At 68.3% G+C, this 24747-nt stretch carries 29 protein-coding genes; 17 read left to right on the top strand and 12 right to left on the bottom strand.

All coding sequences use genetic code 11. The features are described 5' to 3' along the window. Positions 1 to 97: 97 nt before the first annotated feature. Positions 98 to 628: a DoxX family protein gene (locus A5789_RS24270; protein WP_082856848.1), complete on the top strand. Its 531-nt coding sequence runs from the start codon at positions 98 to 100 to the stop codon at positions 626 to 628. Between the two features lie 174 nt (positions 629 to 802). On the opposite strand, the gene A5789_RS24265 is transcribed toward A5789_RS24270, so the two are convergent. Beyond that, on the bottom strand, positions 803 to 2923 hold the full coding sequence (locus A5789_RS24265; RefSeq protein WP_064907093.1) for an ATP-dependent DNA helicase: 2121 nt from the start codon (positions 2921 to 2923) through the stop codon (positions 803 to 805). Between the two features lie 212 nt (positions 2924 to 3135). On the opposite strand from A5789_RS24265, the gene A5789_RS24260 reads away from it, so the two are divergent. Beyond that, complete coding sequence (locus A5789_RS24260; protein WP_063012225.1) at positions 3136 to 3996, top strand: alpha/beta fold hydrolase; 861 nt, start codon at positions 3136 to 3138, stop codon at positions 3994 to 3996. A 71-nt stretch (positions 3997 to 4067) separates the two neighbouring features. On the opposite strand, the gene A5789_RS24255 is transcribed toward A5789_RS24260, so the two are convergent. Both A5789_RS24255 and A5789_RS24250 read right to left on the bottom strand, forming a co-directional pair. Next, positions 4068 to 4646: an isochorismatase family protein gene (locus tag A5789_RS24255; RefSeq protein WP_064907109.1), complete on the bottom strand. Its 579-nt coding sequence runs from the start codon at positions 4644 to 4646 to the stop codon at positions 4068 to 4070. Positions 4647 to 4681: 35 nt separating this feature from the next. Further along, positions 4682 to 5995, bottom strand: a complete 1314-nt coding sequence (locus A5789_RS24250; protein ID WP_064907091.1) for a nicotinate phosphoribosyltransferase — start codon at positions 5993 to 5995, stop codon at positions 4682 to 4684. 114 nt (positions 5996 to 6109) lie between these two features. Between A5789_RS24250 and clpS the strand changes: the two genes are divergently transcribed. The 10 genes from clpS to A5789_RS24200 all read left to right on the top strand — a co-directional run bounded on the left by clpS (position 6110) and on the right by A5789_RS24200 (position 13311). Next, on the top strand, positions 6110 to 6544 hold the full coding sequence (gene clpS, locus A5789_RS24245) for an ATP-dependent Clp protease adapter ClpS (RefSeq protein ID WP_369817606.1): 435 nt from the start codon (positions 6110 to 6112) through the stop codon (positions 6542 to 6544). 22 nt (positions 6545 to 6566) lie between these two features. Continuing rightward, positions 6567 to 7136 (top strand): DUF2017 domain-containing protein, encoded by a 570-nt coding sequence (locus A5789_RS24240; protein ID WP_064907108.1) that lies wholly within the window; start codon positions 6567 to 6569, stop codon positions 7134 to 7136. Positions 7137 to 7179: 43 nt separating this feature from the next. Beyond that, complete coding sequence (locus tag A5789_RS24235) at positions 7180 to 8238, top strand: P1 family peptidase (protein WP_227462670.1); 1059 nt, start codon at positions 7180 to 7182, stop codon at positions 8236 to 8238. A gap of 161 nt (positions 8239 to 8399) precedes the next feature. Then, complete coding sequence (locus tag A5789_RS24230; protein ID WP_030516111.1) at positions 8400 to 8822, top strand: Mov34/MPN/PAD-1 family protein; 423 nt, start codon at positions 8400 to 8402, stop codon at positions 8820 to 8822. Between the two features lie 47 nt (positions 8823 to 8869). Then, complete coding sequence (locus tag A5789_RS24225) at positions 8870 to 9181, top strand: MoaD/ThiS family protein (RefSeq protein WP_051756375.1); 312 nt, start codon at positions 8870 to 8872, stop codon at positions 9179 to 9181. A 5-nt stretch (positions 9182 to 9186) separates the two neighbouring features. Beyond that, the gene (locus A5789_RS24220; protein WP_063012217.1) at positions 9187 to 10149 is read left to right on the top strand and encodes a PLP-dependent cysteine synthase family protein; all 963 of its coding nucleotides are present in this window, start codon (positions 9187 to 9189) and stop codon (positions 10147 to 10149) included. A gap of 99 nt (positions 10150 to 10248) precedes the next feature. Then, positions 10249 to 11025: a rhomboid family intramembrane serine protease gene (locus tag A5789_RS24215; RefSeq protein ID WP_082940917.1), complete on the top strand. Its 777-nt coding sequence runs from the start codon at positions 10249 to 10251 to the stop codon at positions 11023 to 11025. Between the two features lie 69 nt (positions 11026 to 11094). Next, positions 11095 to 11859, top strand: a complete 765-nt coding sequence (locus A5789_RS24210; protein WP_063012215.1) for a cyclic nucleotide-degrading phosphodiesterase — start codon at positions 11095 to 11097, stop codon at positions 11857 to 11859. 76 nt (positions 11860 to 11935) lie between these two features. Beyond that, on the top strand, positions 11936 to 12703 hold the full coding sequence (gene rph / locus A5789_RS24205) for a ribonuclease PH (protein WP_030516106.1): 768 nt from the start codon (positions 11936 to 11938) through the stop codon (positions 12701 to 12703). Next, positions 12703 to 13311: a non-canonical purine NTP pyrophosphatase gene (locus A5789_RS24200; RefSeq protein ID WP_064907088.1), complete on the top strand. Its 609-nt coding sequence runs from the start codon at positions 12703 to 12705 to the stop codon at positions 13309 to 13311. The genes rph and A5789_RS24200 overlap by 1 nt, the downstream gene beginning before the upstream one ends. Before the next feature lie 15 nt (positions 13312 to 13326). Here the strand turns inward: A5789_RS24200 and A5789_RS24195 are convergent, their stop codons facing one another. The 3 genes from A5789_RS24195 to A5789_RS24185 all read right to left on the bottom strand — a co-directional run bounded on the left by A5789_RS24195 (position 13327) and on the right by A5789_RS24185 (position 15144). After that, positions 13327 to 13734, bottom strand: coding sequence for a DUF3817 domain-containing protein (locus A5789_RS24195; protein ID WP_064909584.1), 408 nt, complete (start codon positions 13732 to 13734; stop codon positions 13327 to 13329). Then, positions 13731 to 14204: a hypothetical protein gene (locus A5789_RS24190; RefSeq protein WP_063012209.1), complete on the bottom strand. Its 474-nt coding sequence runs from the start codon at positions 14202 to 14204 to the stop codon at positions 13731 to 13733. Before A5789_RS24190 ends, A5789_RS24195 begins: the two co-directional genes overlap by 4 nt. Positions 14205 to 14268: 64 nt before the next feature. Beyond that, positions 14269 to 15144 (bottom strand): oxidoreductase, encoded by an 876-nt coding sequence (locus tag A5789_RS24185; protein ID WP_063012207.1) that lies wholly within the window; start codon positions 15142 to 15144, stop codon positions 14269 to 14271. Between the two features lie 231 nt (positions 15145 to 15375). Between A5789_RS24185 and A5789_RS24180 the strand changes: the two genes are divergently transcribed. Then, entirely contained in the window at positions 15376 to 17409 is a 2034-nt protein-coding gene (locus tag A5789_RS24180; protein ID WP_064906768.1) for an MDR family MFS transporter, read from the top strand. 55 nt (positions 17410 to 17464) lie between these two features. Here A5789_RS24180 and A5789_RS24175 read toward each other — a convergent pair whose 3' ends face one another. Further along, complete coding sequence (locus A5789_RS24175; protein WP_063012203.1) at positions 17465 to 18673, bottom strand: FAD-dependent monooxygenase; 1209 nt, start codon at positions 18671 to 18673, stop codon at positions 17465 to 17467. A 187-nt stretch (positions 18674 to 18860) separates the two neighbouring features. After that, positions 18861 to 19520 carry a PadR family transcriptional regulator gene (locus tag A5789_RS24170; protein WP_064906769.1) on the bottom strand — a complete coding sequence of 220 codons (660 nt, stop codon included), beginning with the start codon at positions 19518 to 19520 and terminating at the stop codon, positions 18861 to 18863. A 142-nt stretch (positions 19521 to 19662) separates the two neighbouring features. On the opposite strand from A5789_RS24170, the gene A5789_RS24165 reads away from it, so the two are divergent. Further along, entirely contained in the window at positions 19663 to 20277 is a 615-nt protein-coding gene (locus tag A5789_RS24165) for an NAD(P)-dependent oxidoreductase (protein WP_064906770.1), read from the top strand. A 31-nt stretch (positions 20278 to 20308) separates the two neighbouring features. On the opposite strand, the gene A5789_RS24160 is transcribed toward A5789_RS24165, so the two are convergent. Then, positions 20309 to 21094: a helix-turn-helix domain-containing protein gene (locus tag A5789_RS24160; protein WP_064906771.1), complete on the bottom strand. Its 786-nt coding sequence runs from the start codon at positions 21092 to 21094 to the stop codon at positions 20309 to 20311. A gap of 85 nt (positions 21095 to 21179) precedes the next feature. On the opposite strand from A5789_RS24160, the gene A5789_RS24155 reads away from it, so the two are divergent. Both A5789_RS24155 and A5789_RS24150 read left to right on the top strand, forming a co-directional pair. Then, a complete protein-coding gene (locus A5789_RS24155) occupies positions 21180 to 21617 on the top strand; it encodes a hypothetical protein (protein WP_063012197.1) in 438 nt (145 codons plus the stop codon). A gap of 41 nt (positions 21618 to 21658) precedes the next feature. Continuing rightward, positions 21659 to 22318: a pentapeptide repeat-containing protein gene (locus A5789_RS24150; RefSeq protein WP_063012195.1), complete on the top strand. Its 660-nt coding sequence runs from the start codon at positions 21659 to 21661 to the stop codon at positions 22316 to 22318. Here A5789_RS24150 and A5789_RS24145 read toward each other — a convergent pair. Next, a complete protein-coding gene (locus tag A5789_RS24145; protein WP_036524962.1) occupies positions 22315 to 23055 on the bottom strand; it encodes a VIT family protein in 741 nt (246 codons plus the stop codon). The two genes, A5789_RS24150 and A5789_RS24145, sit on opposite strands and share 4 nt — an antisense overlap. Positions 23056 to 23155: 100 nt before the next feature. Between A5789_RS24145 and A5789_RS24140 the strand changes: the two genes are divergently transcribed. Continuing rightward, the gene (locus tag A5789_RS24140) at positions 23156 to 23803 is read left to right on the top strand and encodes a class I SAM-dependent methyltransferase (RefSeq protein WP_063012193.1); all 648 of its coding nucleotides are present in this window, start codon (positions 23156 to 23158) and stop codon (positions 23801 to 23803) included. Here A5789_RS24140 and A5789_RS38060 read toward each other — a convergent pair. After that, positions 23775 to 24098 carry an MBL fold metallo-hydrolase gene (locus A5789_RS38060; protein ID WP_231953337.1) on the bottom strand — a complete coding sequence of 108 codons (324 nt, stop codon included), beginning with the start codon at positions 24096 to 24098 and terminating at the stop codon, positions 23775 to 23777. The two genes, A5789_RS24140 and A5789_RS38060, sit on opposite strands and share 29 nt — an antisense overlap. Then, entirely contained in the window at positions 24049 to 24738 is a 690-nt protein-coding gene (locus A5789_RS24135) for an MBL fold metallo-hydrolase (protein ID WP_227462668.1), read from the bottom strand. Before A5789_RS24135 ends, A5789_RS38060 begins: the two co-directional genes overlap by 50 nt. Between the last annotated feature and the right edge of the window lie 9 nt (positions 24739 to 24747).

Raw genomic sequence — 24747 nt, 5'->3', positions numbered from 1 at the left:
ACAACTCCGTGAACCGGGTTCGGTTGGTGACCGTGTTATCAATCGGACCGCAGTCCGTTTTGCTTTCGCCAACTAACGAGATGAGGACTCCGCGATCATGACCGCCAACACCGAAACCCGGACCGCCCGCTCGCTGGAATTCCGGACGGTCGCCGATCCCGTCGCCGCCGATATCGGCCTCCTACTGCTGCGGCTGGTCTTCGGCGGACTGCTGTTCGTGCACGGCACCCAGAAACTCTTCGGCTGGTTCAACGGTTACGGCCTGTCCGCGACCGCCGACGGATTCCAGCAGATGGGTTACGACCCCGGGAAATTCTTCGCCACCCTGGCCGGGCTGTGTGAGGCCGTCGGCGGCGGACTGCTGTTCCTCGGGCTGGTGACACCCCTGGCGGCCGCGATCGTGCTCGGCACCATGATCAATGCGATGCATGTGACCTGGCCGCACGGGCTCGCCGGATACGAATCCGCCCTGTTGTTCGCGGTGGTCGCGGTGGCACTGGGCTTCACCGGCCCGGGCCGGTTCTCGGTCGACCACGGGCGGCCGTGGCAGCGGCACGGCATCGTCTGGGGAGTCGGCGCGGTCGTGATCGGTGTGGTGGCCGCGGTGATCACCTTGTTGGTGAAGTAGTTTCGCGAGCCGGGCGATATGAGTGTCCCCACGTCGCGTGCAGGGTTCGCGACGCGGGGACCTCGGATACTCCGATGTGGAATTGGGGGTGCACCGGAAGTATCGCCCGCCAACTTACTTCCGGATAGAAGTAGGTTCCCAGCCAATGTGGGTGGTGTCACATAACGGTTCGGTTCATTTTTCGGCGGCGGCGGTCAGATCGGCGGCTGTGGCGGTCAGCCGCCGCAGCGCCTTGGTGACGACCTCGGGATCGGAGGTCTCCCAGTACGGCGGCAACGAGGCGCGCAGATATCCGCCGTACCGGGCGGTCACCAGCCGGGAATCCAGAATCGCCACCACGCCGCGATCGTGCACGCTGCGCAGCAGCCGTCCGGTGCCCTGAGCCAGCAGCAGGGCGGCGTGGTTGGCCGCGATGGTCAGGAAGCCGTTGCCGCCGCGCGCCTGGACGGCCTGCTGCCGGGCGACCAGCAGTGGATCGTCGGGCCGGGGAAAGGGAATCCGGTCGAGAATGACCAGGCTCAGCGACGGTCCCGGAACGTCCACGCCCTGCCACAGCGAGAGCGTGCCGAACAGCGAGGTCGCGGGATCTTCGGCGAAGCGGCGGACCAGCGTGCCGGTGGCGTCCTCGCCCTGGCACAGGATCGGCGTGTCCAGGCGTTCGCGCAGGATCTCGCTGGCGGCCTTGGCGGCCCGCATCGAGGAGAACAGCCCCAGCGTGCGCCCGCCGGCCGCCTCGATCAGCCGCTCGATCTCGTCCAGATAGGACGGGGCCAGGCCGTCGCGGCCGGGGGCCGGGAGATGTTCGGCGACGTAGAGGATGCCGGATTTGGCGTGATCGAAGGGTGAGCCTACATCCAGCGAATTCCAGCGCATGGCCGACGTGTCGGCGGGCGCTTCGGCCCCGTTGGCCATGGCCGGGTCGATGCGGCGGATGCCCTTGTCCGCGCGGTCGGCGCCCGGGACGTCGGTTCCGGCGCGATCGGGTGTCTGCGGGGGCAGGCCCCAGGTGACGGCCAATCCGTCGAAGGATCCGCCGACCTGCAGCGTGGCCGAGGTGAGAATGACCGTCGCGGTGCCGAACAACCGGCTGCGCAGCAACCCGCCCACGGAGAGCGGGGCCATGTGCAGCGTGCGCCGGGCGACGCCGCGCACCTCGTCCACCGCCAGCCACAGCACATCGCGGCGGGCCGCGGGATCGGGTTCCTCGAACGCCGTCAGCGCGCGCACGGCCGTATCGTGCACCTCCTCGACCGCGGCCACCGCCATGTTGCGGGCCGCAGCGGCCTCCGGATCGCCTTGTGGCGCACCGGAACCGGGAGGTGCGAGGGCGGTGCGGACGGTCCAAGCGGCGTCGCGCAGCAGCGCCAGAACCTGATCGCCGCCGGCGGGTAACTCGTCCCAGCGGCCCGCCGGCAGATCCTCGAGCAATTCGTGCCAAGCCTCCGCCGCACCCTCGAGCCGGTCGAGATCGCCCTCGTCGACGAGTTTGGTGCAGCGCTTGGCCGCCGCGGTGATGGTGGCGGTGGACAGTTCCGCGGTCGCCACGCCGGTGACCCGGTCCACCAGTTCGTGCGCCTCGTCGATGACGACCACATCGTGTTCGGGCAGCACCTGGATGCCGCTGATGGCATCGATGGCCAGCAGCGCGTGGTTGGTGACCACCACATCGGCCTGTCCTGATTCCGCGCGAGCGCGTTCGGCGAAGCAGTCGGTGCCGAAGGGACAGCGCGATTTGCCCAGGCATTCCCGCGCCGACACGCTGACCTGGCGCCATGCCCGGTCGCTGACGCCGGGGACCAGTTCGTCCCGGTCGCCGGTCTCGGTATCGGAGGCCCACTCGTTGAGTCGCTGCACCTCGCGCCCGAGCCGGGAGATCGCGAAGGCGTCGAACAGTTCGGTCTCCGGTGGTTCGTCCGGGATCGCGCTGTTGATCTTGTGCAGGCACAGATAGTTGTTGCGGCCCTTGAGGATCGCGAACCGGGCGCGCCGGCCCAGTGGTTTCTCCAGCGCCTGCGCCAACCGGGGCAGATCGCGGTCGACCAGCTGCCGCTGCAGCGCGATGGTGGCCGTCGACACCACGACCGTGCGTCCGCTCTGCACCGCGTGCCGCAGGCTCGGCACCAGATACGCCAGCGACTTACCGGTGCCGGTTCCGGCCTGGACGGCCAGGTGCTCCTTGGTGTCGATGGAGTGCGCGACCGCGGCCGACATCGTCTGCTGACCGGTACGCGCCGTACCGCCGAGTGCTTCCACGGCGGTCGCCAGCAGGGTCGGTACGGGCGGGAGTTCGGGCACCCAGGAAGACTAGCGCCCCCTGCCGACAATCGACCCGACCGGCGGCGGTCGCCCGTGCCTGCCCGCTCCCGTCCGCGCGAGGTTGTGCACAGGCCGGCGGTTGTCCACAGTGGCCGTCGCGGTGACGCCGGATCCGGTGGCCGCGTCCGGGACGGCCAGTAGGGTTGGCGGTAATCCGCATCAGGGGGTGCGGTACGGGGAAGGAGACGCGCGTGGAGCCGGATTACCGCACCTGGATCGCCGGGGGTTCGCACCTGGAACTGAGTGGCCACCGGATCTTCCACCGGCAGGACGGCCCGATCGACGGGCGGCCGGTGACGCTGCTGCACGGATATCCGACGTCCTCGCACGATTGGGTCTCGATCCTGCCCGCCCTCACCGAATCCGGCTGCCGGGTAACGACTCTGGATTTCCTCGGCTTCGGTGCCAGCGACAAACCGCGCGGGCACGAGTACCGGATGACCGAACAGGCCACGCTGGTCGAACAGCTCTGGCAGCGGCTCGGAATCACCGGCACCGCGCTCGTGGCACACGATTACGGGGTCAGCGTGGCACAGGAGTTACTGGCCCGCGACAGTACGCGGGTACAGCGGATGGCCTGGCTCAACGGCGGCCTGTACCCGGACCTGTACCGGCCCTTGCCGATTCAGCATCTGATGACCACCCCGATCGGCAAGATACTGAATCCGCTCATGTCGGAGACGACCTTCCGGATGACCCTGCGCAAGATCCTGGGGCGCCCGGTCCCCGATGCCGATCTGCATCAGATGTGGCTGGCGATGACCGACGGCGGCGGTAAGCACGTGCAATGGGCGCTCAATCGCTACCACGCCGAGCGCCGGGCCAATGCCGAACGCTGGCAGCAGGCGCTCGAAACGTATTCCGGGCCCACGCTTTTCGTATGGGGTCCGGCCGATCCGATCAGTGGCGGCCATCTCCTTCCCCGCCTGCGGGAACGGCTGCCGGGAGCGCGCTTCGAAGTGCTGGACGAACCGCCCGCGACGGGTCACTATCCCCAAGTCGAGAACCCCGAGGCGGTGGCCGGTGCGCTGGTCGGCTTCCTGGCCGGCTGAGGTCGGGCGGGGCCGAAGTCCGGTCCGCCCGGGACCGCGGGGCGGGTCGGGTCAGTTCAGCGAGGCTCAGTTCAGTTCAGCAAAGGGACCTGTCCGGACAACTCGACACCAGCCGCACGCAGACGATCCAGCGCGATCTGCGTCGTCTCCGCCGACACCGCCGCGGTGAGATCGAGCAGAACCCGCGTGGACAGACCCGCCGCGCGGGCGTCGGCGGCGGTGGCGCGGACACAGTGGTCTGTGGCGATGCCACAGACGTCCACCGCGTCGATGCCCTTGGCGCGCAACCACTCCGCCAATCCGACCGCCTCTTCGGTCGCCCCTTCGAAGCCGGAATAGGCGGCACTGTAGGCGCCCTTGGAGAACACCGCCTCGAAATGTGTGGTCTCCAGGTTCGGGTGGAAATCCGCACCCGGGGTGCCGGCGGCGCAATGACGCGGCCAGGTGTCCACGAAGTCGGGCCGATCGGAGAAGTGGCCGCCCGGATCGATGTGCAGATCGCGGGTGGCGGCGATGGCGGCATAGTCGTCGCCCCGGGCAACCAGATACTCGCTGATCTGCCGGGCCACCGCGGCGCCGCCCGCGACCGCGAGGGAGCCGCCCTCGCAGAAGTCGTTCTGCACATCGACGACGATGAGTGCTCTACCCATCTCCCGCACCTCGTTTCGCGCCGGTTGCCTCTCCTTCATTGTAGGAATGTGGTCGCGACAGCCGGTTCGCCCGCGGACAATTTCAAACCTTCCCAGGGGAGGCTGACCAGGCCGCGTGCCACCAACTCCCGGCTGCCGGCCAGGTCCGGTGAATCGGCTGCCGGCTCGCCTTTGCGAATGAGCGGAATCAGCAGATCCCGCACCTCGTACCCGTTGCCGGTGGGTCGGGGTGCCGCGGCCGGATACACGATCTCCTCGACGATGGTGCCGGTGTCGCGGGACAGTCGCACGGCGCGCTTGGTACCGCCTCGCGACTGTTTGTGACTACTGCGCTTGGCCACCGGTACGCCCTCGACTTCCACCAGCTTGTAGACCATTCCGGCGGTCGGCGCGCCCGACCCGGTGACCAGGGAGGTGCCCACGCCGTAGACGTCGACCGGTTCGGCGCGCAGGGCGGCGATCGCGTATTCGTCCAGATCGCCGGACACCACGATCCGGGTGTGTTTCGCGCCGAGGGTGTCGAGCTGATCGCGCACCTGCCGCGCCAAGACGCCCAGGTCGCCGGAATCGATACGCACGCCGCCCAATTCGGGCCCGGCCACCTCGATGGCCCGGGCCACCCCGGCGGTGATGTCGAAGGTGTCCACCAGCAGTGTGGTTCCGATGCCCAGCGCGTCGACCTGACTGCGGAACGCCGCCGCCTCGTGCTGCCCGTCCGGGCCGCTGTGCAGCAGCGTGAAGGCGTGAGCGCTGGTGCCGGCGCCAGGAATCCCGTAGCGCCGCACCGCCTCCAGATTCGAGGTGGCGTCGAATCCGGCCAGATAGGCGGCGCGGGCGCAGGCGGGAGCGGCCAGTTCGTGGGTGCGGCGCGAACCCATCTCGATCATCCGGCGTCCCGCGGCCGCGCTGACCATCCGAGCCGCCGCGGCGGCGATCGCGCTGTCGTGGTTGAGGATCGACAGGATCAGCGTTTCCAGCACCACGCACTCGGCGAAACTGCCGCGCACCGACAGGATCGGCGAGCCGGGGAAGTAGAGATCGCCTTCCAGATAGCCGTCGATATCGCCGGTGAAGCGGAAATCGCGCAGCCATTCCAGGGTTCGCGGGTCCAGGAATCGCGCTGCCACAGCGAGTTCGGCTTCGCCGAAACGGAAGTCCCGCAACGCGGTGAGCAACCGGTCGGTACCCGCGACGACGCCGTATCGGCGGCCGTGTGGCAACCGGCGAGCGAATACCTCGAAGGTGCATTGCCGCTGGCCCGAACCGTCGGCCAGGGCGGCCGCGAGCATGGTCAGCTCGTACTGGTCGGTCAGCAGGGCGGTGCTCGCGGCGGCGGCCGATGTGTCCACGCGGCCACTGTAGACATACCGGACGCGCGGCGGCGCGGATGGCCTTCGGGACCTGCTCGGCGCGGGTGTTGTTTATCCGGAGGCGCGTCGTACTCTGAGGGTATGGGTCTGTGCATGAGAGACGCCGTCCGGATCGCCGCCGGTCCGGTCGGCGCGAACCAGGCAGCGGCGCGAGCGACGGGCCCGCAGGACACGGCATGGCCGGGGCAGTCGTGGGCGGGGCGGAGCAGCCGCGTATGCGCCGTAGCCGGACAGTTGTCGGCGGCTCAGGCCACACCGGAAACCGTCGAGGTCACCGAGATCCTGGAGGCCGAGGACCGGCCGTGGGTCACGGTGGTCTGGGACGACCCGGTGAACCTGATGCACTACGTCACCTACATCTTCCAAAAGCTGTTCGGTTACAGCAAAGCCAAGGCAACCGAACTGATGCTGCAGGTACACAACGAGGGCAAGGCGGTGGTGTCGTCGGGGTCCCGGGACAGGATGGAGCACGACGTTCAGCGTCTGCATGCCGCCGGACTCTGGGCGACCATGCAACGTGACCAGTGACCGCGACGGCTACGGTAGCCCCGTGCGCAAGTGGAGCAGGAAGAACTCGCTGAGCGGGCTCAAGCTGCGGTCGGAAATGGACTCCAGGGAGGCGGACGTTCTGCGTTCGCTGGTGGGGGCGGTAACCGGACTGCTCACCGATCGGGCCCGGTCCACCCCCGAGGACGATCTCGCGGAGCTGACCGGACTTCGCACCGGCAACAGCGCTGCGCCGGAGGACCCGCGGCTGGCGCGGCTGCTGCCCGACTTCCATCGCAAGGAACCCGGTTCCCCGGACGCCGACCGCGCCGATCTCAACAGCGCTCTGCGCAGCCTGCACGAACCCGAGATCATCGACGCGAAGGTCGCCGCCGGCACGGTGGTTCTGGAAACCCTGCCCGAGCGCGGCGGCAAGATCGTGCTCACCCCCGAACAGGCCGACGCCTGGCTGAACGCGCTCAACGACGTGCGGCTCGCGCTCGGCACCGCACTGGGCATAGATCCCGACACGCCGGACCAACTCGATCCGGACGACCCCCGCGCCCCGCACCTGGACGTCTACCACTGGCTCACCTGGATGCAGGATTCGCTGCTGCACGCCCTCGCTCCCTGACTCCGCTCTCGCCGCGCGGATGCCGACCTCTGCAGGAGGACATGTGACTTCGGTGCCGGGACCTCGCGATTCGATCACCGATGTCGCTGGTGTGCTCGTCGGCCATCATCACGAACTCGATCCGGACGCGACGCTGGGTTCGGGCGCCGCGACCGGATGCACCGTGGTGCGCGTGCCGGGCGGCGCCACCGCCTCGGTCGACGTGCGCGGCGGGGGACCGGGCACTCGCGAGACCGATCTGCTCGATCCCGGACAGACGGTGCGGCAGGTGAATGCGGTACTGCTCACCGGCGGCAGCGCCTACGGGCTGGCGGCCGCCGACGGGGTGATGCGCCGGCTGGAGGAGGACGGCGAGGGCATTCCGATGGATCCGGCCGATCCCTCGCGGGTGGTGCCGATCGTTCCGGGCGCGGTGATCTTCGATCTCCCGGTGGGGGCGTGGGATATCCGGCCGACCGCGGAATTCGGCTATCGCGCAACGGAATCGGCGAGTGCGGTGTTCGAGCGCGGCAGTGTGGGCGCCGGTACCGGCGCGCGTGCCGGTTCCCTTAAAGGCGGAATCGGCACGGCCAGTGTGCATTTCACCGCGGGCCCGGCCGCCGGTCATACCGTCGGTGCGCTGGTGGTAGCCAATCCGGTCGGCTCGGTATTCGATCCGCGGACCGGTCTGCCGTGGGGAGTGGGTACCGACGGACCGGAGCATTTCGGTCTGGCACCCGCCACGGCCGAAGCGCTGGCCCGCGCCAATGCCCTGCCGGTGAAGGGAACCGTGCTCAACACCACCATCGGTGTGGTGGCCACCGATGCCGCGCTGGATCCGGCGGGATGTCGCCGCCTCGCCGTCACCGCGCACGACGGGCTGGCCCGCGCGATCCGTCCCGCCCATTCCCCGCTGGACGGTGACACTCTGTTCGCGCTGGCCACCGGCACGGCGACCGCGGAATCGAATATCGCGCTGCCGCCCGCGTTTCCGGCGGATCTGCTGCTGCTCGACGAACTGTGCACCGCGGCCGCGGTCTGTGTGGAGCGGGCGATCGTGGACGCGGTCCTGCGGGCGAACCCGGTGGCGGGCATTCCGACCTACCGTGAGTTGTTCGGCTGAGTGGCGTCCGCCCCGATCGAGGTATTCCGCCGCCCTCCGACGTGCTATATCAGGCCCGGCCGCGCGGTGGGTGGGAATAGCCGAATATCCTCGGCCGTTGACGGCAGCGATACGACCCGCGCGGGCCGGCGCGTCGTGCGGTGAGCGGAAGGATTCGAACTGTGCTGGTGATCAGGGCCGATCTCGTGGATGCGATGGTGGCGCACGCCCGCGCCGATCATCCCGACGAGGCCTGCGGTGTGATCGCCGGCGCCGAGGGCTCCGACCGTCCCGAGCGATTCGTGGCGATGATCAACGCCGAGCGCTCGCCCACCTTCTATCGATTCGACTCCGGCGAACAGCTGCGGGTCTGGCGGGAGATGGACGACCGCGACGAGGAGCCGGTGGTGATCTACCACTCGCACACCGCCACGGAGGCCTATCCGAGCCGGACGGACATCTCGTACGCCTCCGAGCCGAACGCCCACTACGTGCTGGTGTCCACCCGCGACCCGCACGAGCACGAACTGCGCAGCTACCGGATCCTCGACGGTGTGGTCACCGAGGAACCGGTGAAGATCGTGACCGAATACCCCCGGGCCTGAGCCCGACGCGTCCGCGAACCAGGCGACCAGAAGAAACAGGAGCACCCATGTCGGTAACCGTGTCCATCCCGACCATCATGCGCACCCTCACCGGAGGTGAGAAGCGGGTCCAGGCGACCGGTTCCACCCTCGCCGAGGTGATCGGTGACCTCGAGACCAACTACCCCGGACTCGAACAGCGCCTGCTGTCCGACGGCAAGCTCAACCGCTACGTCAACATCTACGTCGACGACGAGGACGTGCGCTTCGCCGGTGGGCTGGAGGCCGAGGTTCCGGCCAACGGATCGGTGACCATTCTTCCTGCCGTCGCCGGAGGCGGCCTGGACAGCACCGTCGCCGGCGGCGCGCTCGGCCGCTGATTTCCGTGGCACGCTACGAATCGCTGATCGAGACCCTCGGCAACACCCCGCTGGTGGGTCTGCGGACGCTGTCGCCCAAATGGGACGGTGACGACCACGTCCGGCTGTGGGCCAAACTCGAGGACCGCAACCCGACCGGGTCGATCAAGGACCGGCCCGCCCTGCGCATGATCGAACAGGCCGAGGCCGACGGCACGCTGCGGCCCGGCTGCACGATTCTGGAGCCGACCAGTGGCAATACCGGCATCTCGCTGGCCATGGCAGCCAAGCTCAAGGGCTATCGCCTGGTCTGTGTGATGCCGGAGAACACTTCGGTCGAGCGGCGGCAGCTGCTGACCATGTTCGGCGCCGAAATCATCGACTCGCCGGCCGCCGGTGGTTCCAACCAGGCCGTCGCGAAGGCCAAGCGGATCGCCGCCGAACATCCCGACTGGGTGATGCTGTACCAGTACGGCAATCCCGCCAATGCCGACGCGCACTATCAGGGCACCGGCCCGGAAATCCTGGCGGACCTTCCGGAGATCACCCACTTCGTCGCCGGTCTGGGCACCACCGGGACTCTGATGGGAACCGGTCGTTACCTGCGCGAGAAGGTCGCGGAGATCGATATCGTGGCCGCCGAGCCGCGATACGGCGAACTGGTCTACGGCTTGCGCAACATCGACGAGGGCTTCATTCCGGAGCTCTACGACGAATCGGTGCTGACCTCGCGGTTCTCCGTCGGGCCCTACGACGCGGTGCGGCGCACCCGGGAGCTGGTACTGGAGGAGGGCATCTTCGCCGGCATCTCCACCGGTGCGATCCTGCACGCCGCCCTCGGTGTGGGCAACAAGGCGTTGCGCGCGGGCAAGCGGGCCGATATCGCGTTCGTGGTGGCCGACGGTGGTTGGAAGTACCTGTCGACCGGCGCGTACGACGGCACGCTCGAGGATGCCGAGGAACGGCTCGAAGGCCAGCTCTGGGCGTAATCCCGGTGGACCGGCCGCAGCGCCGGTCCGAGTCCGGTTCCTCGCCGCAGCGGTACCGTTGAGGGCGAGCGACCGGACGGCCGGTCTCGCGAGGAGGTGATGGCGGTGGCCGAGCAGATGGGCCCGTCCTTCGACCCGGATCGGATTGCCGCGCTGCGGGCCGAACTGCAGAAGTCCGCGGGAAAACCCGCCGGTTCCGTACCGCCCGGTTCGCAATCTCCCTCGCCGCGGCCCGTTCCCGCCACGCCGGCATCCGAGGCCGGACGCACCGCCGCGCTGAAGTTGTTGTGGCAGCGGGCGATTGCGATGACCCTCAGCTTCGTGGCGCTGCTGTACGCGGTCGAGGGGGTCGACACCGTCTCGAACCACGACCTCGACGGTGCGGGGGTGCGGCCCCGGACGGCCGCGGGTCTGGAGGGCATCGTCTTCGCCCCCGTCCTGCACGCGAATTGGGCGCATCTGATCGGCAACACTCTGCCGGTGATCGTGCTCGGACTGCTGACGTTGCTCACCGGGATCGGTCGCGGTCTGGCCGCCACCGCCATCGTCTGGATCGTGGCCGGGATCGGCACCTGGCTCACCGGGGCGAGCGGTTCGGTGCATATCGGCTCCTCGGTCCTGGTGTTCGGCTGGCTCACCTATCTGATCTCGCGCGGCCTGTTCACCCGCAACCTGTGGCAGATCCTCGTGGGCGTCGTCGTGGGTCTGCTCTACGGCTCGATTCTGTGGGGTGTGCTGCCCGGACAGTCCGGAATCTCTTGGCAAGGGCATCTTTTCGGTGCGTTGGGTGGACTGCTGGCCGGCTGGGTACTCTCATCGAATGAACGTCGTCATCGTCGCGGGGAGAGTGCCGGCCGCCTCGCATCGTCGGGGTGACTGCGGAACCCGGCCGGCGATTTGGGGGATCCCCAGTTGAGTGAGAATGCAGCGTGGCAGCATGGGGGAATGCGCCTCACCGTCCTCGGGTGTTCGGGCAGTGTGTCCGGCCCGGATTCCCCTGCGTCGGGCTATTTGCTGACCGGTCCGGATATGACCCCCACCGTGATCGATTTCGGTCCCGGCGTGCTGGGTGCGTTGCAGCGCCACCTGGATCCCGGCGAGGTCGACATCTTCCTCACCCACCTGCACGCCGATCACTGCCTGGACCTGCCCGGATTGCTGGTGTGGCGGCGGTATCACCCGAACCCGCCGACCGGGAAGGCCATCGTGCAGGGCCCCTCGGATTCGGCGCTGCGAATCGGCAACGCCTCGGCCGAGATCGGCGGCGAATGCGACGACTGGTCCGACGTGATCGATATGCGCCCCTGGGAGGAGGGCGCCGAGGTGCGCTTCGGCCCCGGCCACACGGTGGTCGCTCGCCGGATGTACCACCCGCCGGAGTCCTACGGCCTGCGCATCACCACCGCCACCGGCCGCACCCTGGTCTACACGGGTGACACCGCCTTGTGCCCCGCCGTTTTCGAACTCGCGGAGGGTGCCGACATCCTGCTGTCGGAAGCCTCGTGGACGCACGATCCGGCCAATCGCCCACCGGGGATTCACCTTTCGGGCACCGAGGCCGGAATGATCGCCGACCGTGCGGGTGTCGGCGAACTGCTGCTCACCCACATTCCGCCGTGGACCTCGCGCGAGGACGTCATCGCCGAGGCCAAGGAGCAGTTCAGCGGGCCCGTGCACGCGGTCTCGCCGGGCGAGGTCATCGACATCTGAGCGCCGACCCCGCCGGGTGGAGATGTTGGTGCCCCGCCGGGGGAGGGGCGTCGTACCCATCCCTTAGGCTGGCGTGGTGTCTAGACGAGCCGATGGCAGAGCGGACGACGAACTCCGCGAGGTAAGGATTACCCGGGGATTCACCACGCATCCGGCGGGTTCGGTACTGGTCGAATTCGGTCAGACGCGGGTGATGTGCACCGCGAGCGTCACCGAGGGCGTGCCCCCGTGGCGGCGCGACTCCGGATTGGGCTGGCTCACAGCCGAATACGCGATGCTGCCGGCCGCCACTCACACCCGCAGCGGGCGCGAATCGGTGAAGGGCAAGGTCGGCGGGCGCACCCAGGAGATCAGCCGTCTGGTCGGCCGGTCGCTGCGGGCGTGCATCGACCTGGCCGCGATCGGCGAGAACACCATCGCCCTCGACTGCGATGTCCTGCAGGCCGACGGCGGCACCCGCACCGCGGCGATCACCGGCGCTTACGTGGCGCTGGCGGATGCGATCACCTACCTCGGAGCCGCCGGCCGCCTGGCCGATCCGCAGCCGATCTCGTGCATGATCGCCGCGGTCAGCGTCGGTGTGGTGGACGGGCGGGTGCGCCTGGACCTGCCCTACGAGGAGGATTCGCGCGCCGAGGTCGATATGAACGTGGTCGCCACCGACACCGGCACCCTGGTCGAGATCCAGGGCACCGGCGAGGGCGCCACCTTCCCCCGCTCGACCCTGGACAAGCTGCTGGATTCCGCGCTGGCCGGCTGTGAGCAGCTGTTCGAGGTCCAGAAGCAGGCGCTCGCGCTGCCGTATCCGGGACATCTGCCCGAGCCGGGCGAGAAGAGGAAGTAATGGCGCGCCGGGTACTGGTGGCCAGTCGCAACGCGAAGAAGCTCGGCGAATTGCGCCGCATCCTCGCCGAGGCGGGCGTCGCGGGTCTGGAGATCATCGGCCTGGACGAGGTGCCGCCGTTCCCGGAGGCCCCCGAAACGGGTGCGACCTTCGAGGAAAATGCTCTCGCCAAGGCTCGCGACGGTGCGACGGCCACCGGATTGCCTTGTGTGGCAGACGATTCCGGCCTCGCGGTCGACGCTCTCAACGGTATGCCGGGCGTGCTGTCCGCGCGCTGGGCGGGCCGCCACGGCGACGACGCGGCCAACAACGAGCTGCTGCTCGCCCAGCTGGGAGACGTCCCCGACGAACGCCGCGGCGCCCGCTTCGTCTCGGCCTGCGCCCTGGTCGCCGACGGCCGTGAGGTCGTCACCCTCGGCCAATGGCCGGGCAAGATCGCGCGAAAGCCGGTCGGCGACGGCGGTTTCGGCTACGACCCCTTGTTCGTCCCGGCCGGCGGGTCGGTCTCGGCGGCCCAGCTCACTCCGGCGGACAAGGACGCCGCCTCCCACCGCGGCCGAGCCCTGCGCGCCCTGCTTCCGGCACTGGCCGAACTCGCCGAGTCCTGAGCGCGACCGAGCGGCTCAGCTCAAGAACTCGGCTCGGACCTGGCGGGTGCGGTAGTGCTCGCAGACGAAGGACAGGAACGGGATGGTTCCGGCGAGCGCGGTGATCACCAACGTCAGCGGCTTCCAGCGCGTCTTGATGCCCAGGTCGATGGTGAACACCAGGTACAGCATGTAGAAGATGCCGTGGATCTGGCCGATGTAGAAAAGCCAGTGCGGCGCCTTGCTGCTGTCGTCGAGCAGCAGGTACTTGTACACCATCTCCGCGCACAACAGCAGCAGCCAGACACCGGTGATGTAGGCGAGCACGCGGTAGCGGGTCAGCGCCGACCGGATGCGGCCGGTGTCGCGGGCCGTGGGGGCGGGCGTGCCGGCCGGTGCCGGTGTGGTGGTGGCGGCCGGGGTGGTGGGGCGGTCGGCGCTCAACCGGCTCTCCTCTCGATGTCGGGGCCGTCGAGCCCCACGGCGTGCATCCGCTCGCGCACATCCTGTGCGTGCAGATCGGCAAGGTATTTGTTGTATTCGGCCAGCACCGGGTCGTCGTCGCGGGCGGCGGTCGGCCGTTCGGGCAGGATGCCGGCCGGGATCTCGCGCGGCGCAGCCCGTTTGGTCTTCCGCCGAGCCGGAGTCGCGGAGTCGGCCGGGCTCGATGCCTCGGCCGGTTCCGTCGCCTCGGTGTGCTCGGCGGCGGTATCGCGTTCGAGTCGCACGAACCGGAAATAGGCGAAGACCACGAATCCGGCGAACAGCGGCCACTGCAGCGCGTAACCGAGGTTCTGCGCGGTTCCGGACGAGGATTCGAACCGTCCCCACTGCCACCAGCCCAACCCCAGGCACGCCAGCGCGGCCACGACCACCAGGATGATCAGGGCCGGGCGACGATGTGGAGCGGACACGCCTACCACGGTACCCGGTCTACTACACGGGCCGTAGTGTGAGGTGCCCGGCGATCGGCGCTGGTCAGAATTTGTAGGTCACGCCGGTCAGCCGCTCGGATTCCTCCCACAGCCGCCGCTGCAGATCGGTGTTCTTCGACAGCCCGCTCGACGGTGACGGCCGCACCGGACCGCGGGAACCGAACAGCAGCGTCGGTCCCCAGTAGGTGTTCGGATCGGCGTCCGGCACGGTGGCCGCGTAGAGGCTCGACTCCGCCGCCTTGCGCGGGGAGTGCCCGGCCAATGCGATGAAGGGCTTGGCGACCTTGTCGAGCGGGGTCTCGGTCCGGGTGAACAGATCGGTGGGCGAGACGCCGGGGTGGACGGCATAGGACCGCTTGGCGGATCCGGACTCGGCCAGGCGTCGTTGCAGTTCGCGCGCGAACATCAGATTCGACAACTTCGACTGTGCGTAGGCGAGGTTGCGCTGGTAGCGGCGGTTCTCGTAGTTGAGGTCGTCGATCCACAGCTTCGGCGTCTGCCGGTGCGCGATGCTGGCGAGAGTGACCACCCGGTCGCCGATACGGTCCAGCAGCAGTCCGGTCAGCGCGAAGTGACCGAGATGGTTGACCCCCCACTGGGTTTCGAAGCCGTCCTCGGTCCGCGAGAAGGGGATGTTCATCAGTCCTGCGTTGTTGATCAGCACATCGAATTCCCCGGTGCGCTCGGCGAATTCGCGAATCGAGGCGAGATCGGCCAGATCCAGTGCGGAAACTCGGACATCACCCTCGATACCGTCGGCGACCTGCTGTGCTGTCGTGGTGTTGCGGCAGGCCATGATCACGGTCGCCCCCTTGGCGGCCAGTGCTCGGGTGGTGTGCTTGCCGATACCGCCGTTGGCTCCGGTGATCACGAACGTGCGTCCGTGCTGCGCCGGGATCTCGCTGGGATTCCACGCCATGGTGAGACCTCACTGTTTACGTTTGGGAGTAGGAGCCTCGTCGCATCCTCACCGCGTGACCTTACTCCAGAGTAAGTTCCGGCGGTAGGGTTCGGTCGCCGTGTCGTCAGGGTATCGACCATCGCTCCGGCATGGGCGATATGAATGCCGAAGATTTGCGGGTGAGGGAAGCAAGCCGGCGTATTGCCGTGTTACGCCGATCGAATCGGGACAAGGGCACATACTGAGCTAATGTCCGGTGTCGCCGCAGTCGCCGAATCGCCCGCACCCGTGAGCCATACCCGCGTCAACGCCGTCTTCGCCACCGTCGTGCTGGGGATGTTGATGGCCGCGCTCGACCAGACCATCGTGTCGACCGCGTTGCCGACCATCGTCGCCGACCTGGGTGGCGCCGGGCATATGGCCTGGGTCGTGACGGCGTATCTGCTGGCCGAGGCCGTCGCCACCGCGCTGGCGGGAAAATTCGGCGACCTGTTCGGCCGCAAACTGATCTTCCAGCTCAGCGGACTGATCTTCATCATCGGGTCGATGGTGGCGGGGCTCGCTCACGGCATGACGCTGCTCATCGTCGCGCGCGGCATCCAGGGAGTCGGCGCGGGCGGGCTGATGGTGACCTCGATGGCGCTGATCGCCGATGTGATCCCGCTGCGTGACCGGGGCAAATATCAGGGTGCGCTGGGCGCGGTCTTCGGCATCACCACCGTGGTCGGCCCTACGCTGGGCGGGCTGTTCACCGACCATGCCAGCTGGCGCTGGTGCTTCTACGTGAACGTGCCGCTGGCGATTCTGATGATCGCCGTTGCGGCACGGGCGATTCCGTCGATCCGCGCCGCGGTGCGGCCGGTGGTCGACTACGCCGGCATCGCACTGGTCGCGATCGGCGTCAGCTGTCTGATTCTCGGACTGGAATGGGGCGGCCAGGAGTATCCGTGGGGTTCGGCGACCATCATCGGACTGTTCGCGGCCGCGGTGGTCCTGCTGACAGCGTTCGTCTTCGTCGAGACCCGCGCGGCCGAGCCGATGCTGCCGATGCATCTGTTCCGCAGCAATGTCTTCACCGTCTGCTCGATCCTCAGCTTCATCGTCGGCTTCGCGATGCTCGGCGCGATGACCTATCTGCCGGCCTATCTGCAATACGTCAACGGTGTCTCGGCCACCGCGTCCGGACTGCGCACCCTGCCGTTGGTGGTGGGCCTGTTCACCACCTCGATCATCTCCGGCCAGGTGGTGGGCCGGACCGGCTACTACAAATACTTCCCGGTCGCGGGCACCGCGGTCATGGCGGTGGGGCTGTATCTGATGTCGACCATGGGCCGGACCACCGGATTCTGGCTGCAATCGCTGTACATGCTGATCCTCGGTCTGGGCATCGGCCTGGCGATGCAGGTGCTGACGATCGTCGTGCAGAACACCGTCCCGTACCAGGACCTGGGCACCGCCACCTCGGGTGTCACCTTCTTCCGGACCGTCGGGTCGACCTTCGGCACCGCGATCTTCGGCACGCTCTACAGCAATCAGCTGGAACCGAATCTGCGCCAGGCGCTCACCGAGGTGCCCGGGGTGCCGCCCGCGGTGGCGCAGAGTCCGCAACTGTTGCACCAGCTTCCGTACGCCCAGGCGATCCCGATCATCGACGCCTATGCCGACACCATCGATTACGTCTTCCGCTGGGTGGTGCCGGTGGCCGTGGTCGGTTTCGTCGTGGCGTGGTTCCTGAAGCAGGTTCCGTTGCGCGACAGCGTCCGCGCGGAGGCGGCCGATGTGGGCGGCGGTTTCTCGGTGCCCGATTCTCCGGATCGTATTGTCCGCCTGGAGCATTCGCTGGCGAACGTGCTGCGCAGACTGCGCGACGACGAGTTGCCCGATCCGCAGATCCTGGCGGCCGTGGACAGTCCGCTCGGCCGGGATCAGGCCTGGGCCATCGGGCAGGTGAAGATGTTGCAGCGCGCCCGCGGTTCGGCCGAGCTCGCGGCGGTGGCGCGAGCGCACTGGATGCCGCCGGAAGTGCTGGAACCGGTGTACGACAAGGCAGTGCGATCCGGCTACATCGAATTCGACGGCGACCGAATGGATCTGACCGCGAGTGGCCAGGCCGAGTACGACCGCATTCTCGCCGCTTGGCGCAGATGGCTGTGCCGCTATCTCGACGATTGGGATTGCGCCGACCCGGACGATCGCGCACTCTTCGATCGCGCGCTGGACAATATCGCGGCGAAACTGCTGGAGGAAGTGGAACGGCCGGAGGCGCTGCGGCTGACGGTGTGATCACCGCCGGCCGCGGCGCTCGGGCTCGATTACCTTGCCCTCCAGGTGAATACGCTCACGCGACAGCGAGTTCCGCGCGCTCGTCGACCGGCGCGTCCCAGTCGATGGTGTAGCTCTGTTCGCGGGCCATGACCTCCTCCATTTTGAAGAGTTTGGTCGCCAGCGGCATGACCAGCGGCATCATCCGGCGCATCACCGGGCCGACGGTCTTCGACTGGTTGATCTTGGCTCCCCGGGCCGCCACCTTCTCCACCCGGGGACGACGGATCCGTTCGTAGGCGGCGAAAGCCGTTGCCGGTGAATCGAAATCGCGCAGACAGCGAGCGAGTTGCACCGCGCTCTCGATCGCCATCGACGCTCCCTGGCCGGTGCTGTTGGACGGCGCGTGCACCGCGTCGCCGACCAGCACCATGCGATCGCGATACCAGTGCGGCACCGGCGGCATGATGTGCAGGCCGCCGGTGACGACCAACTCTTCCGGCCGGGTGTTGCGAACCAGTTCGGCGCCGGGGGTGTCCTCGCCGTAGACCTCGCGCAGGGTCCGCAACCACCGTTCGGCCGGGACCTCCCGCGCCTCGGTCAGCGAAAGATACTGCTTGTGGGGCAGATTGGCGCCCCAGGCGATCCGGCCGTCGGGCATCGACCAATACAGGTAGTAGGCGTTGCGACCGTAGGCGAACACCATGGTCTCCGGGGTGACCGGATGCGAGCATGCGGTGTAGGCGCCGAAACCGAGCATGCCGGTGTAGTCGGCGCCCGGGGCGTTCGGATCGATGAGCGTGCGCACGCGCGACTTGATGCCGTCGGCGCCGACGAGGATGTCGGCGGTGGCGGTGGAGCCGTCGGCGAACCGGGCGGTCACGCCGTCGCGATGTTCCTCGACGCCGACCAGGCGCTTGGAGTATTCGACCGCCACGCCGGTGTCGACGGCATGATCGTGCAGGACCTGATGCAGGGCGCTGCGATCGATCGCGTGCAGCGGTTCCAGGCCGGCGGCCGTCGGCAGCTCGATATCTTTGTGGCCCAACGACATCACGGTGCGAGTGATCGGCAGAGCGACGGCCCGCACGGCATCGCCGGCGCCGATGGTGTCCAGGGCGGCCAGGCCGTTGGGTGCGAAACCCAGGGCGCTGCCGATGTTGTAGGCCGGTCCCGGATAGGCCTCGTAGACGGTCGCCTCGATTCCGGCCTTGCGCAGGGCGGTGGCGGCGACGGGGCCGGCGACACCGCCGCCGATGACGAGGGCGGATGTGACTGCGGACATGGGAAATCTCCTCGAGTGGATGAACCCGATCCGATCCGCGCACGCGCTGCCCAGTTATCCTGAAGTTGCCATACTCGGGCTGGGTTCGCCTGCGTGAATGCGGTTCGAGAGGTAAGTGGATCGAGCTCGGCGCGGTGTTGCCGCACTGCGCCGGGCCCGGTTCGTCGGTGGATTGTCGTAGCGTGGATCAGTCGTCGGTCGGCTGTCGGAACGTCCCTCCTTCCACCATCGCGGCGACCTCGGCGGGCGGAATCTGTTCCGAGTGGGCGCGCCGCCAGAAATCGATGTCGGGGAAGGTGCCGGAGACGAGTTCCGTACGCAGTTCGGCGACCCAGGCCGCCTCGGCCTCGAGCATCGCCACGCCGAATTCGGCCTCGACCAGGAAGAGCCGCGGCAGAAATCGTGTCTGCTCCTCGATTTCGCGGCGGCGCTCGGTGATCTCCGCCGCGAGCAGCCGGGTGCGCTCGTCGAGCAGTGTGATCACCTCGTCCGGCGGCAGCAGGGCTACGACGGACAAGCCCGCCACGAACCGATGGGGTTCGGGTTCGGGGGTCGAGATCAGTTCCCGGATCCAGTCCTCGGCCTCGGCGCGGCCGGCGTCGGTGAGCCGGTAGATCGTCCGCTCGGGCCGGGCGCCGTCGCGCTCGCTGCCGATGACCTCGACGAATCCGTGCTTCTCGAGATTCTGCACAACCGTGTAGAGCGAACCCCATTTGATGTCCATATCGCGGTCCTTGCCGCGTTCGCGCATCTGGGCCGCGATCTCGTAGCGGTGCATGGGACGTTCGATCAGCGTCGCCAGGACCGCCAAGGCCAGCAGATTGGCGACTTTCCGCTTCTCGGGCATTGCCCACACCTCCTTACTCGTCTACGAATATACGTCGACGAGTATGACTGGGCAAGAGGGAGACGAACGAAGGAGCGCACGCACCGCGCAGTCGAGAGTGTCGGACCGGCCGACCGGAGTCGGGCGGTTATCGTGATTCGTCGTGCGGATCTTTGTGGCGGGCGCGACCGGAGTGCTGGGCGCCAGATTGACACCTCTGCTGGTCTCGGCCGGGTTCGAGGTAGCCGGGCTCACGCGCTCGGAGTCGAAGACGTCGATGCTGACCGGCTTCGGTGCGCGGCCGGTCGTCTGCGATGTCTACGACGCGGCGGCGCTGGAACAGGCGGTACGCGATTTCGCGCCCGATCTGGTGATGCACCAGCTCACCGACCTGCCCGACGATCCCGCCGATCTGCCCGCCGGACGGGCGGCGAATTCGCGGATGCGCCGCGAGGGCACCGCGAATTTGATCGCCGCGGCACAGGCAGCGGGTGCGAAACGCTTTCTCGCCCAGAGCGTCGCGTGGGAGATGACCGGAGAGGGACAGGCCGCCAAGCAGTTCCTCGAGGATGCGGTGCTCGGGATCGGTGGCGTCGTCCTGCGCTACGGCCAGTTCTACGGTCCCGGAACCTACTATCCGGAGGACGCGGACCGGCCCGATCCGCCGCGCATTCATATCGCCGAGGCCGCGGCACGGACCGTGGTCGCGCTGGATCTGGCCTCGGGCATCTACGCGGTGACCGAAGACGGCCGCATGGATTTCGAACCGGTGCAGTAGGTTTCGGCGCCGGCCGGTCGAGCGCGATCGGTCACCCGGCGCGCCGGCGGAGCAGTTCCGCGGTGGATTCGTCGGCGGGCAGGAAGGCCTCCAGATGCAGTTCCGCCAGCGAGACGTCGGTGGCGGTGGCGAACGAGGTCAGTGTGGTGATCAAACGCAACTCGCCGGCCTCCCCGCGCAGTCGCAGCGGCACCGCGAAGCCGAGATAGCCGGGCCCGGGGTCGGTGTCCGGGAGGTAGCTCTCGAATTCGGCGACCAGTTCCTCGGCGCGCGGATCCGGTGAGTGGCGGTTGCGTGCCCGCATGGATTCGGTGACATGTCGGCCCCATTCGGCGAAGTTGACCACCCGAGGCGCCAAGCCGTCCGGATGTAATGCCAAGCGGCGCACATTGATCGGCGCGATGAGCAGTTCGGGCGCACAGCCCTCGGTGAAGACGTCGAACGCGGCGTTCGCTTCGATCAAACATCCGTAGCGGTCGGCGATCAGCGCCGGATAGGGCATATGCCCGGACAGGATCGTGCGCAGCGCCGCGCGCACCGGAGCCAATTGCGGTGCGTCCACACCGGATTCGTCGTAGGCGGGGGCGTAGCCGGCCGTCGCCAGCAGCGCATTGCGTTCGCGCAGCGACAGTTCCAGTGATTCCGCCAGCCGCAGCACGATGGATCGGCCCGGCCGGGAGCGGCCCTGTTCGAGATAGCTGAGGTGGCGCTGCGTGGTATCGGCGCGGATGGCCAGGTCGAGCTGGCTCCACCGCCGCAGCCCCCGCCAGCGTCGCAGTTCCTGCGCGAAGGGTCCCGGTTGCGCGACTGTCGTCATGGGATCATCGTCGGCCTAGGCGTGGCGCTCCGCCATACCCTGGAGGGAATCGCGCGAGTGCGGGCCGGCGGACAGACTCGGCGGCATGAGCTACGAACCCACCGATATCGAATTGAAGAATCTGCTCGACCGCTGGGTCGGCCAGTGGAACGAACCCGATGCCGACCGGCGTCGCGCGCTGATCCGCGAGGTCTGGGCCGAGGACGGCTATCAGGTCATGGTCAATCCGCCCGAGGGCATTCGCGACACCGCCCGCCACTACGGGGTCGCCGCTCCGGCGATCGAGGTCCGCGGCTACGACGCGATGTTCACCCGTGTCACCCGGGCATACGACATGTTCGTCGCCGACGGTGAGCATGTCTTCGAGCCCGAGGGCGAGCCGGTTCGGCACGCCGGGGCCGCCGTGGCCCTGACCTGGGTGATGCGTTCGCGCGCGGACGGCACGGTCGCCGGATCCGGACTCGAGGTGCTGACCTTCGACACCGACGGGAGGGTGCGCACCGACCACCAATTCGTGAAGTGAGCCGCCGCGGGCCTGTCGGTGCGCATGTCTAGGGTGCAGGAATGCCTCGCGACCTCGCCGATCTGCCGTATGCCCCGAGTCTGACGCCGCTGCTGGAACCGCTCGCACCCGACACCGAGTACGAGCGGGTCCACCTCGACGCCACGTCCCTCGACGAGGTGTCGGCGGGCGGCTCCTGGTTCAGCGAGTCGGCGCTGACCGGTGTGGTCCTCGGCGGCGGCAGCCTGAATCACTGCCGATTCGACGACGTCTGGCTGCGCGGGGTGCGGTGGATCGGGATCGACGCCTGCGAAACTCGGTGGCTGAATGCCGAATTCGTCGACTCCGCGTGGTCGGGAGTCATCGCCGTCGACGCGCAGCTGCGTCGCATCCGGTTCGAGGGGTGCAAATTCGAATCGGTGAACTTCCGTGCGGCCACACTGCAGGACGTGACCTTCGCCGACTGCGTGTTTCGCGATACCGACTTCTCCGCCGCCACACTTCGGAAGGTCGACTTTCCCGGATCGCGGCTCGAAGGCGTCGCCCTGCACGGGGCCACCTTGAAGGACGTGGACCTGCGGGGCGCGACCGCCCTGGACCTCATCGCCGATATCGGAACGCTGAAGGGGGCGATCATCACCACACCCCAGCTGATGGAGATGGCGCCCGCCTTCGCGCGGGCGGCGGGAATCATCGTGCGCGACAATCGAATCCGCGACTAGCCGCTGGATACGCCCGGAATCTGGCCGATACCGTAGGTCACGATCATGGCCAGCGCACCACCGATCACCACCCGGAGCACGGCCCGGCGTCGATTGCTGCCGCCGAGGCGCGCGCTCAGCGATCCGGTCGCGGCCAGCGCCACCAGCACGGCGGCGAAGGTCACCGGAATGCGCCAGTTCGCCGGCGGCAGCAGAATCGCCAGCAGCGGCAACAGGGCGCCGCAGGTGAACGCCAGCGCGGAGGAGAACGCGGCCTGCCACGGGTTGGTCAGCTCGTTCGGGTCCAGACCCAATTCCGCCTCGGCGTGCGCGGCGAAGGCATCGTGGGCGGTCAACTCCTGCGCGACCTGCCGCGCGGTCGCCTCCGACAGTCCTTTGTGCCGATAGATCTCGGTCAACTCGGTCAGTTCGTAATCGGGATCTTCGGCGAGCTCCCGCTTCTCCAGCGAGAGCAGGGCACGTTCGCTGTCGCGCTGGGTGCTGACCGAGACGTATTCGCCGGCAGCCATCGACAGCGCACCCGCGACCAGCCCGGCCACACCGGCGGTGAGGATGGGCGTGGTGGCCGCGGTGGCCGAGGCGACGCCCACCACCAGGCCCGCGGTCGACACGATGCCGTCGTTGGCGCCCAGCACTCCGGCCCGCAACCAGTTCAGCCGGGAGGCGAAACCGCCGCCGTGGGGTTCGTGCGGATGCTTCCAGCTTCCGGAGTCGCGCACATTGTCGGAGTCGTTCACGGATGCAGAGTAGGCCGCCGAGCGGGCCGGGTGGTGGACCTGCGCCGCAGGCGAGCCGCGTCCGCCGCCCAGGCGAGCCCGGATCGGTAGCATGCGTGCCATGAATTCCCTTGTCACACGCGCTATGTCCACGGTCGCCGAACAGCTGGGCAATCCGCACGGGGTGCTGGGCAAGGTGGTGGCGCGGATGCTGAACCGGGCCAATCGCTTCGCCATCGACGCCGCGGTCGAGGCGGCCGAGGTGGGCGCGGGACAGGCCGCGGCCGATATCGGCTTCGGTGGCGGCGTGGGGCTGTCGATCCTGTTGCGCACCGTCGGGGAGGCGGGGACCGTGCACGGCGTGGAGATCTCTCCGGATATGTCGGCGCGTGCCCGTTCTCGCTTCGCCCGCGATATCGGCACCGGCCGGTTGCGGATCGTGGAAGGCGCGCTCACCGAACTGCCGCTCGCATCGGCGAGCCTGGATGCGGTGATCACGGTGAATACCGTCTATTTCATCGACGATCTGGACCGGGCTTGCGCGGAGCTGGCTCGGGTGCTGCGCCCGGGTGGCCGGGTGGTGGTCGGCATCGGAGATCCGGCGGCGATGGCGAAGATGCCGTTCACCGCGCACGGCTTCCGGCTGCGGCCGGTCGACGAGGTATCGGGCGCGCTGCAACGAGCAGGGCTGGCGGTCGAACACCGGCAGATCGACCGGCAGCCGATTCCGGCTCATCTGCTCATCGGGCGTCCGGTTCGCGAGGACTGAGAGCCGGCAGGGCGACCACGTCGATCGCGCGACTCACGGCGCCGATCTCGTCGGGCACCGCGGCCAGGGCGATATCGACCGTGAAGCCCATGGGCGCGTCCAGCGGCCGGAGGAAATCGTCGTAGTGCATCGGCACGACGGTGGCGGGGCGCAGCCGCGTCAGGATCCGGTGCCAGTAGTCCGGCGTCACCGACCGTCCGGCCACTCCGGCGAGGAAGATGTCGACCTCGCGGTGCCGGATCGCGTCATCGATGAGATCGGCGCTGCCCTGGTGGTAGATCTCGATACCGGCCACCGCGATGTGGATGCCCCAGGTCTGTCCGCAGCCGTACGCCATCGGCGCCAGCGCGGCCAGGGATTCGCAGCTGGTGTCGCCGGGGGAGGGGATCCGGGTGCCGAAAGGGGATCTTCGCATGCACGCTCGGCACGAAGGTCACCGTGAACGGTCCGAGTTCGTAGCGGCGGTACGGCTCCACCTCCACACCCCGTTCGCCGAGTCCGTGCAGGGCCATGAGATTGCGCACCGACCGTGAGCCGTAGACCGGGCAGCCGAAACGGCGCGCGAGCTCGGGAGCGTCCAGCGCGTGGTCCCAATGGCCGTGTCCGACAACAATTCCCGATACGTCACCGAGGCCTGTCAGGAAGCGGTCGATCGACGCGGGGTCGGGAAGCGCGGTGCGGCGGCGCACCACCGTCGACAACGGCACCCGGGTGAGGAACGGATCGACGAGCAGTGTCGCGCCCTCGTAGGTCATCCGATACCCGGCGGTGCCCAGCCATTCCAGTTCGAGACCGGCGGGCAGCGTCAGCGGCCGGGCTTCGAGCTCGCGCAATGCCTGCGCATCCTCGCGGTCGCGCGCGCTCTTGTTCAGGAAGTAGCGGGCATAGCCGGCGGTGTGCCGAAGCGGATCGAGCACCGTCGAGAGAGCGGACATCGGTCCATT

This window comes from Nocardia sp. 852002-51101_SCH5132738 (genome assembly GCF_001665695.1).
GTDB classification, from domain to species: domain Bacteria; phylum Actinomycetota; class Actinomycetes; order Mycobacteriales; family Mycobacteriaceae; genus Nocardia; species Nocardia nova.
This window is presented reverse-complemented; position numbering and strand designations above follow the sequence as displayed.

Bases quoted from the DNA above. Each gene is read 5' to 3' on its own strand.
- A5789_RS24200 (WP_064907088.1), top strand. From the start codon at position 12,703: ATGGCGCGCCGGGTACTGGTGGCCAGTCGCAACGCGAAGAAGCTCGGC.
- A5789_RS24185 (WP_063012207.1), bottom strand. From the start codon at position 15,144: ATGGCGTGGAATCCCAGCGAGATCCCGGCGCAGCACGGACGCACGTTC.
- A5789_RS24140 (WP_063012193.1), top strand. From the start codon at position 23,156: ATGAATTCCCTTGTCACACGCGCTATGTCCACGGTCGCCGAACAGCTG.
- A5789_RS24225 (WP_051756375.1), top strand. From the start codon at position 8,870: ATGTCGGTAACCGTGTCCATCCCGACCATCATGCGCACCCTCACCGGA.
- A5789_RS24170 (WP_064906769.1), bottom strand. From the start codon at position 19,520: ATGCCCGAGAAGCGGAAAGTCGCCAATCTGCTGGCCTTGGCGGTCCTG.
- A5789_RS24160 (WP_064906771.1), bottom strand. From the start codon at position 21,094: ATGACGACAGTCGCGCAACCGGGACCCTTCGCGCAGGAACTGCGACGC.
- A5789_RS24255 (WP_064907109.1), bottom strand. From the start codon at position 4,646: ATGGGTAGAGCACTCATCGTCGTCGATGTGCAGAACGACTTCTGCGAG.
- A5789_RS24150 (WP_063012195.1), top strand. From the start codon at position 21,659: ATGCCTCGCGACCTCGCCGATCTGCCGTATGCCCCGAGTCTGACGCCG.
- A5789_RS24135 (WP_227462668.1), bottom strand. From the start codon at position 24,738: ATGTCCGCTCTCTCGACGGTGCTCGATCCGCTTCGGCACACCGCCGGC.
- A5789_RS24175 (WP_063012203.1), bottom strand. From the start codon at position 18,673: ATGTCCGCAGTCACATCCGCCCTCGTCATCGGCGGCGGTGTCGCCGGC.
- A5789_RS24270 (WP_082856848.1), top strand. From the start codon at position 98: ATGACCGCCAACACCGAAACCCGGACCGCCCGCTCGCTGGAATTCCGG.
- A5789_RS24215 (WP_082940917.1), top strand. From the start codon at position 10,249: ATGGCGGTGGCCGAGCAGATGGGCCCGTCCTTCGACCCGGATCGGATT.
- A5789_RS24180 (WP_064906768.1), top strand. From the start codon at position 15,376: ATGTCCGGTGTCGCCGCAGTCGCCGAATCGCCCGCACCCGTGAGCCAT.
- clpS (WP_369817606.1), top strand. From the start codon at position 6,110: ATGAGAGACGCCGTCCGGATCGCCGCCGGTCCGGTCGGCGCGAACCAG.
- A5789_RS24155 (WP_063012197.1), top strand. From the start codon at position 21,180: ATGAGCTACGAACCCACCGATATCGAATTGAAGAATCTGCTCGACCGC.
- A5789_RS24210 (WP_063012215.1), top strand. From the start codon at position 11,095: ATGCGCCTCACCGTCCTCGGGTGTTCGGGCAGTGTGTCCGGCCCGGAT.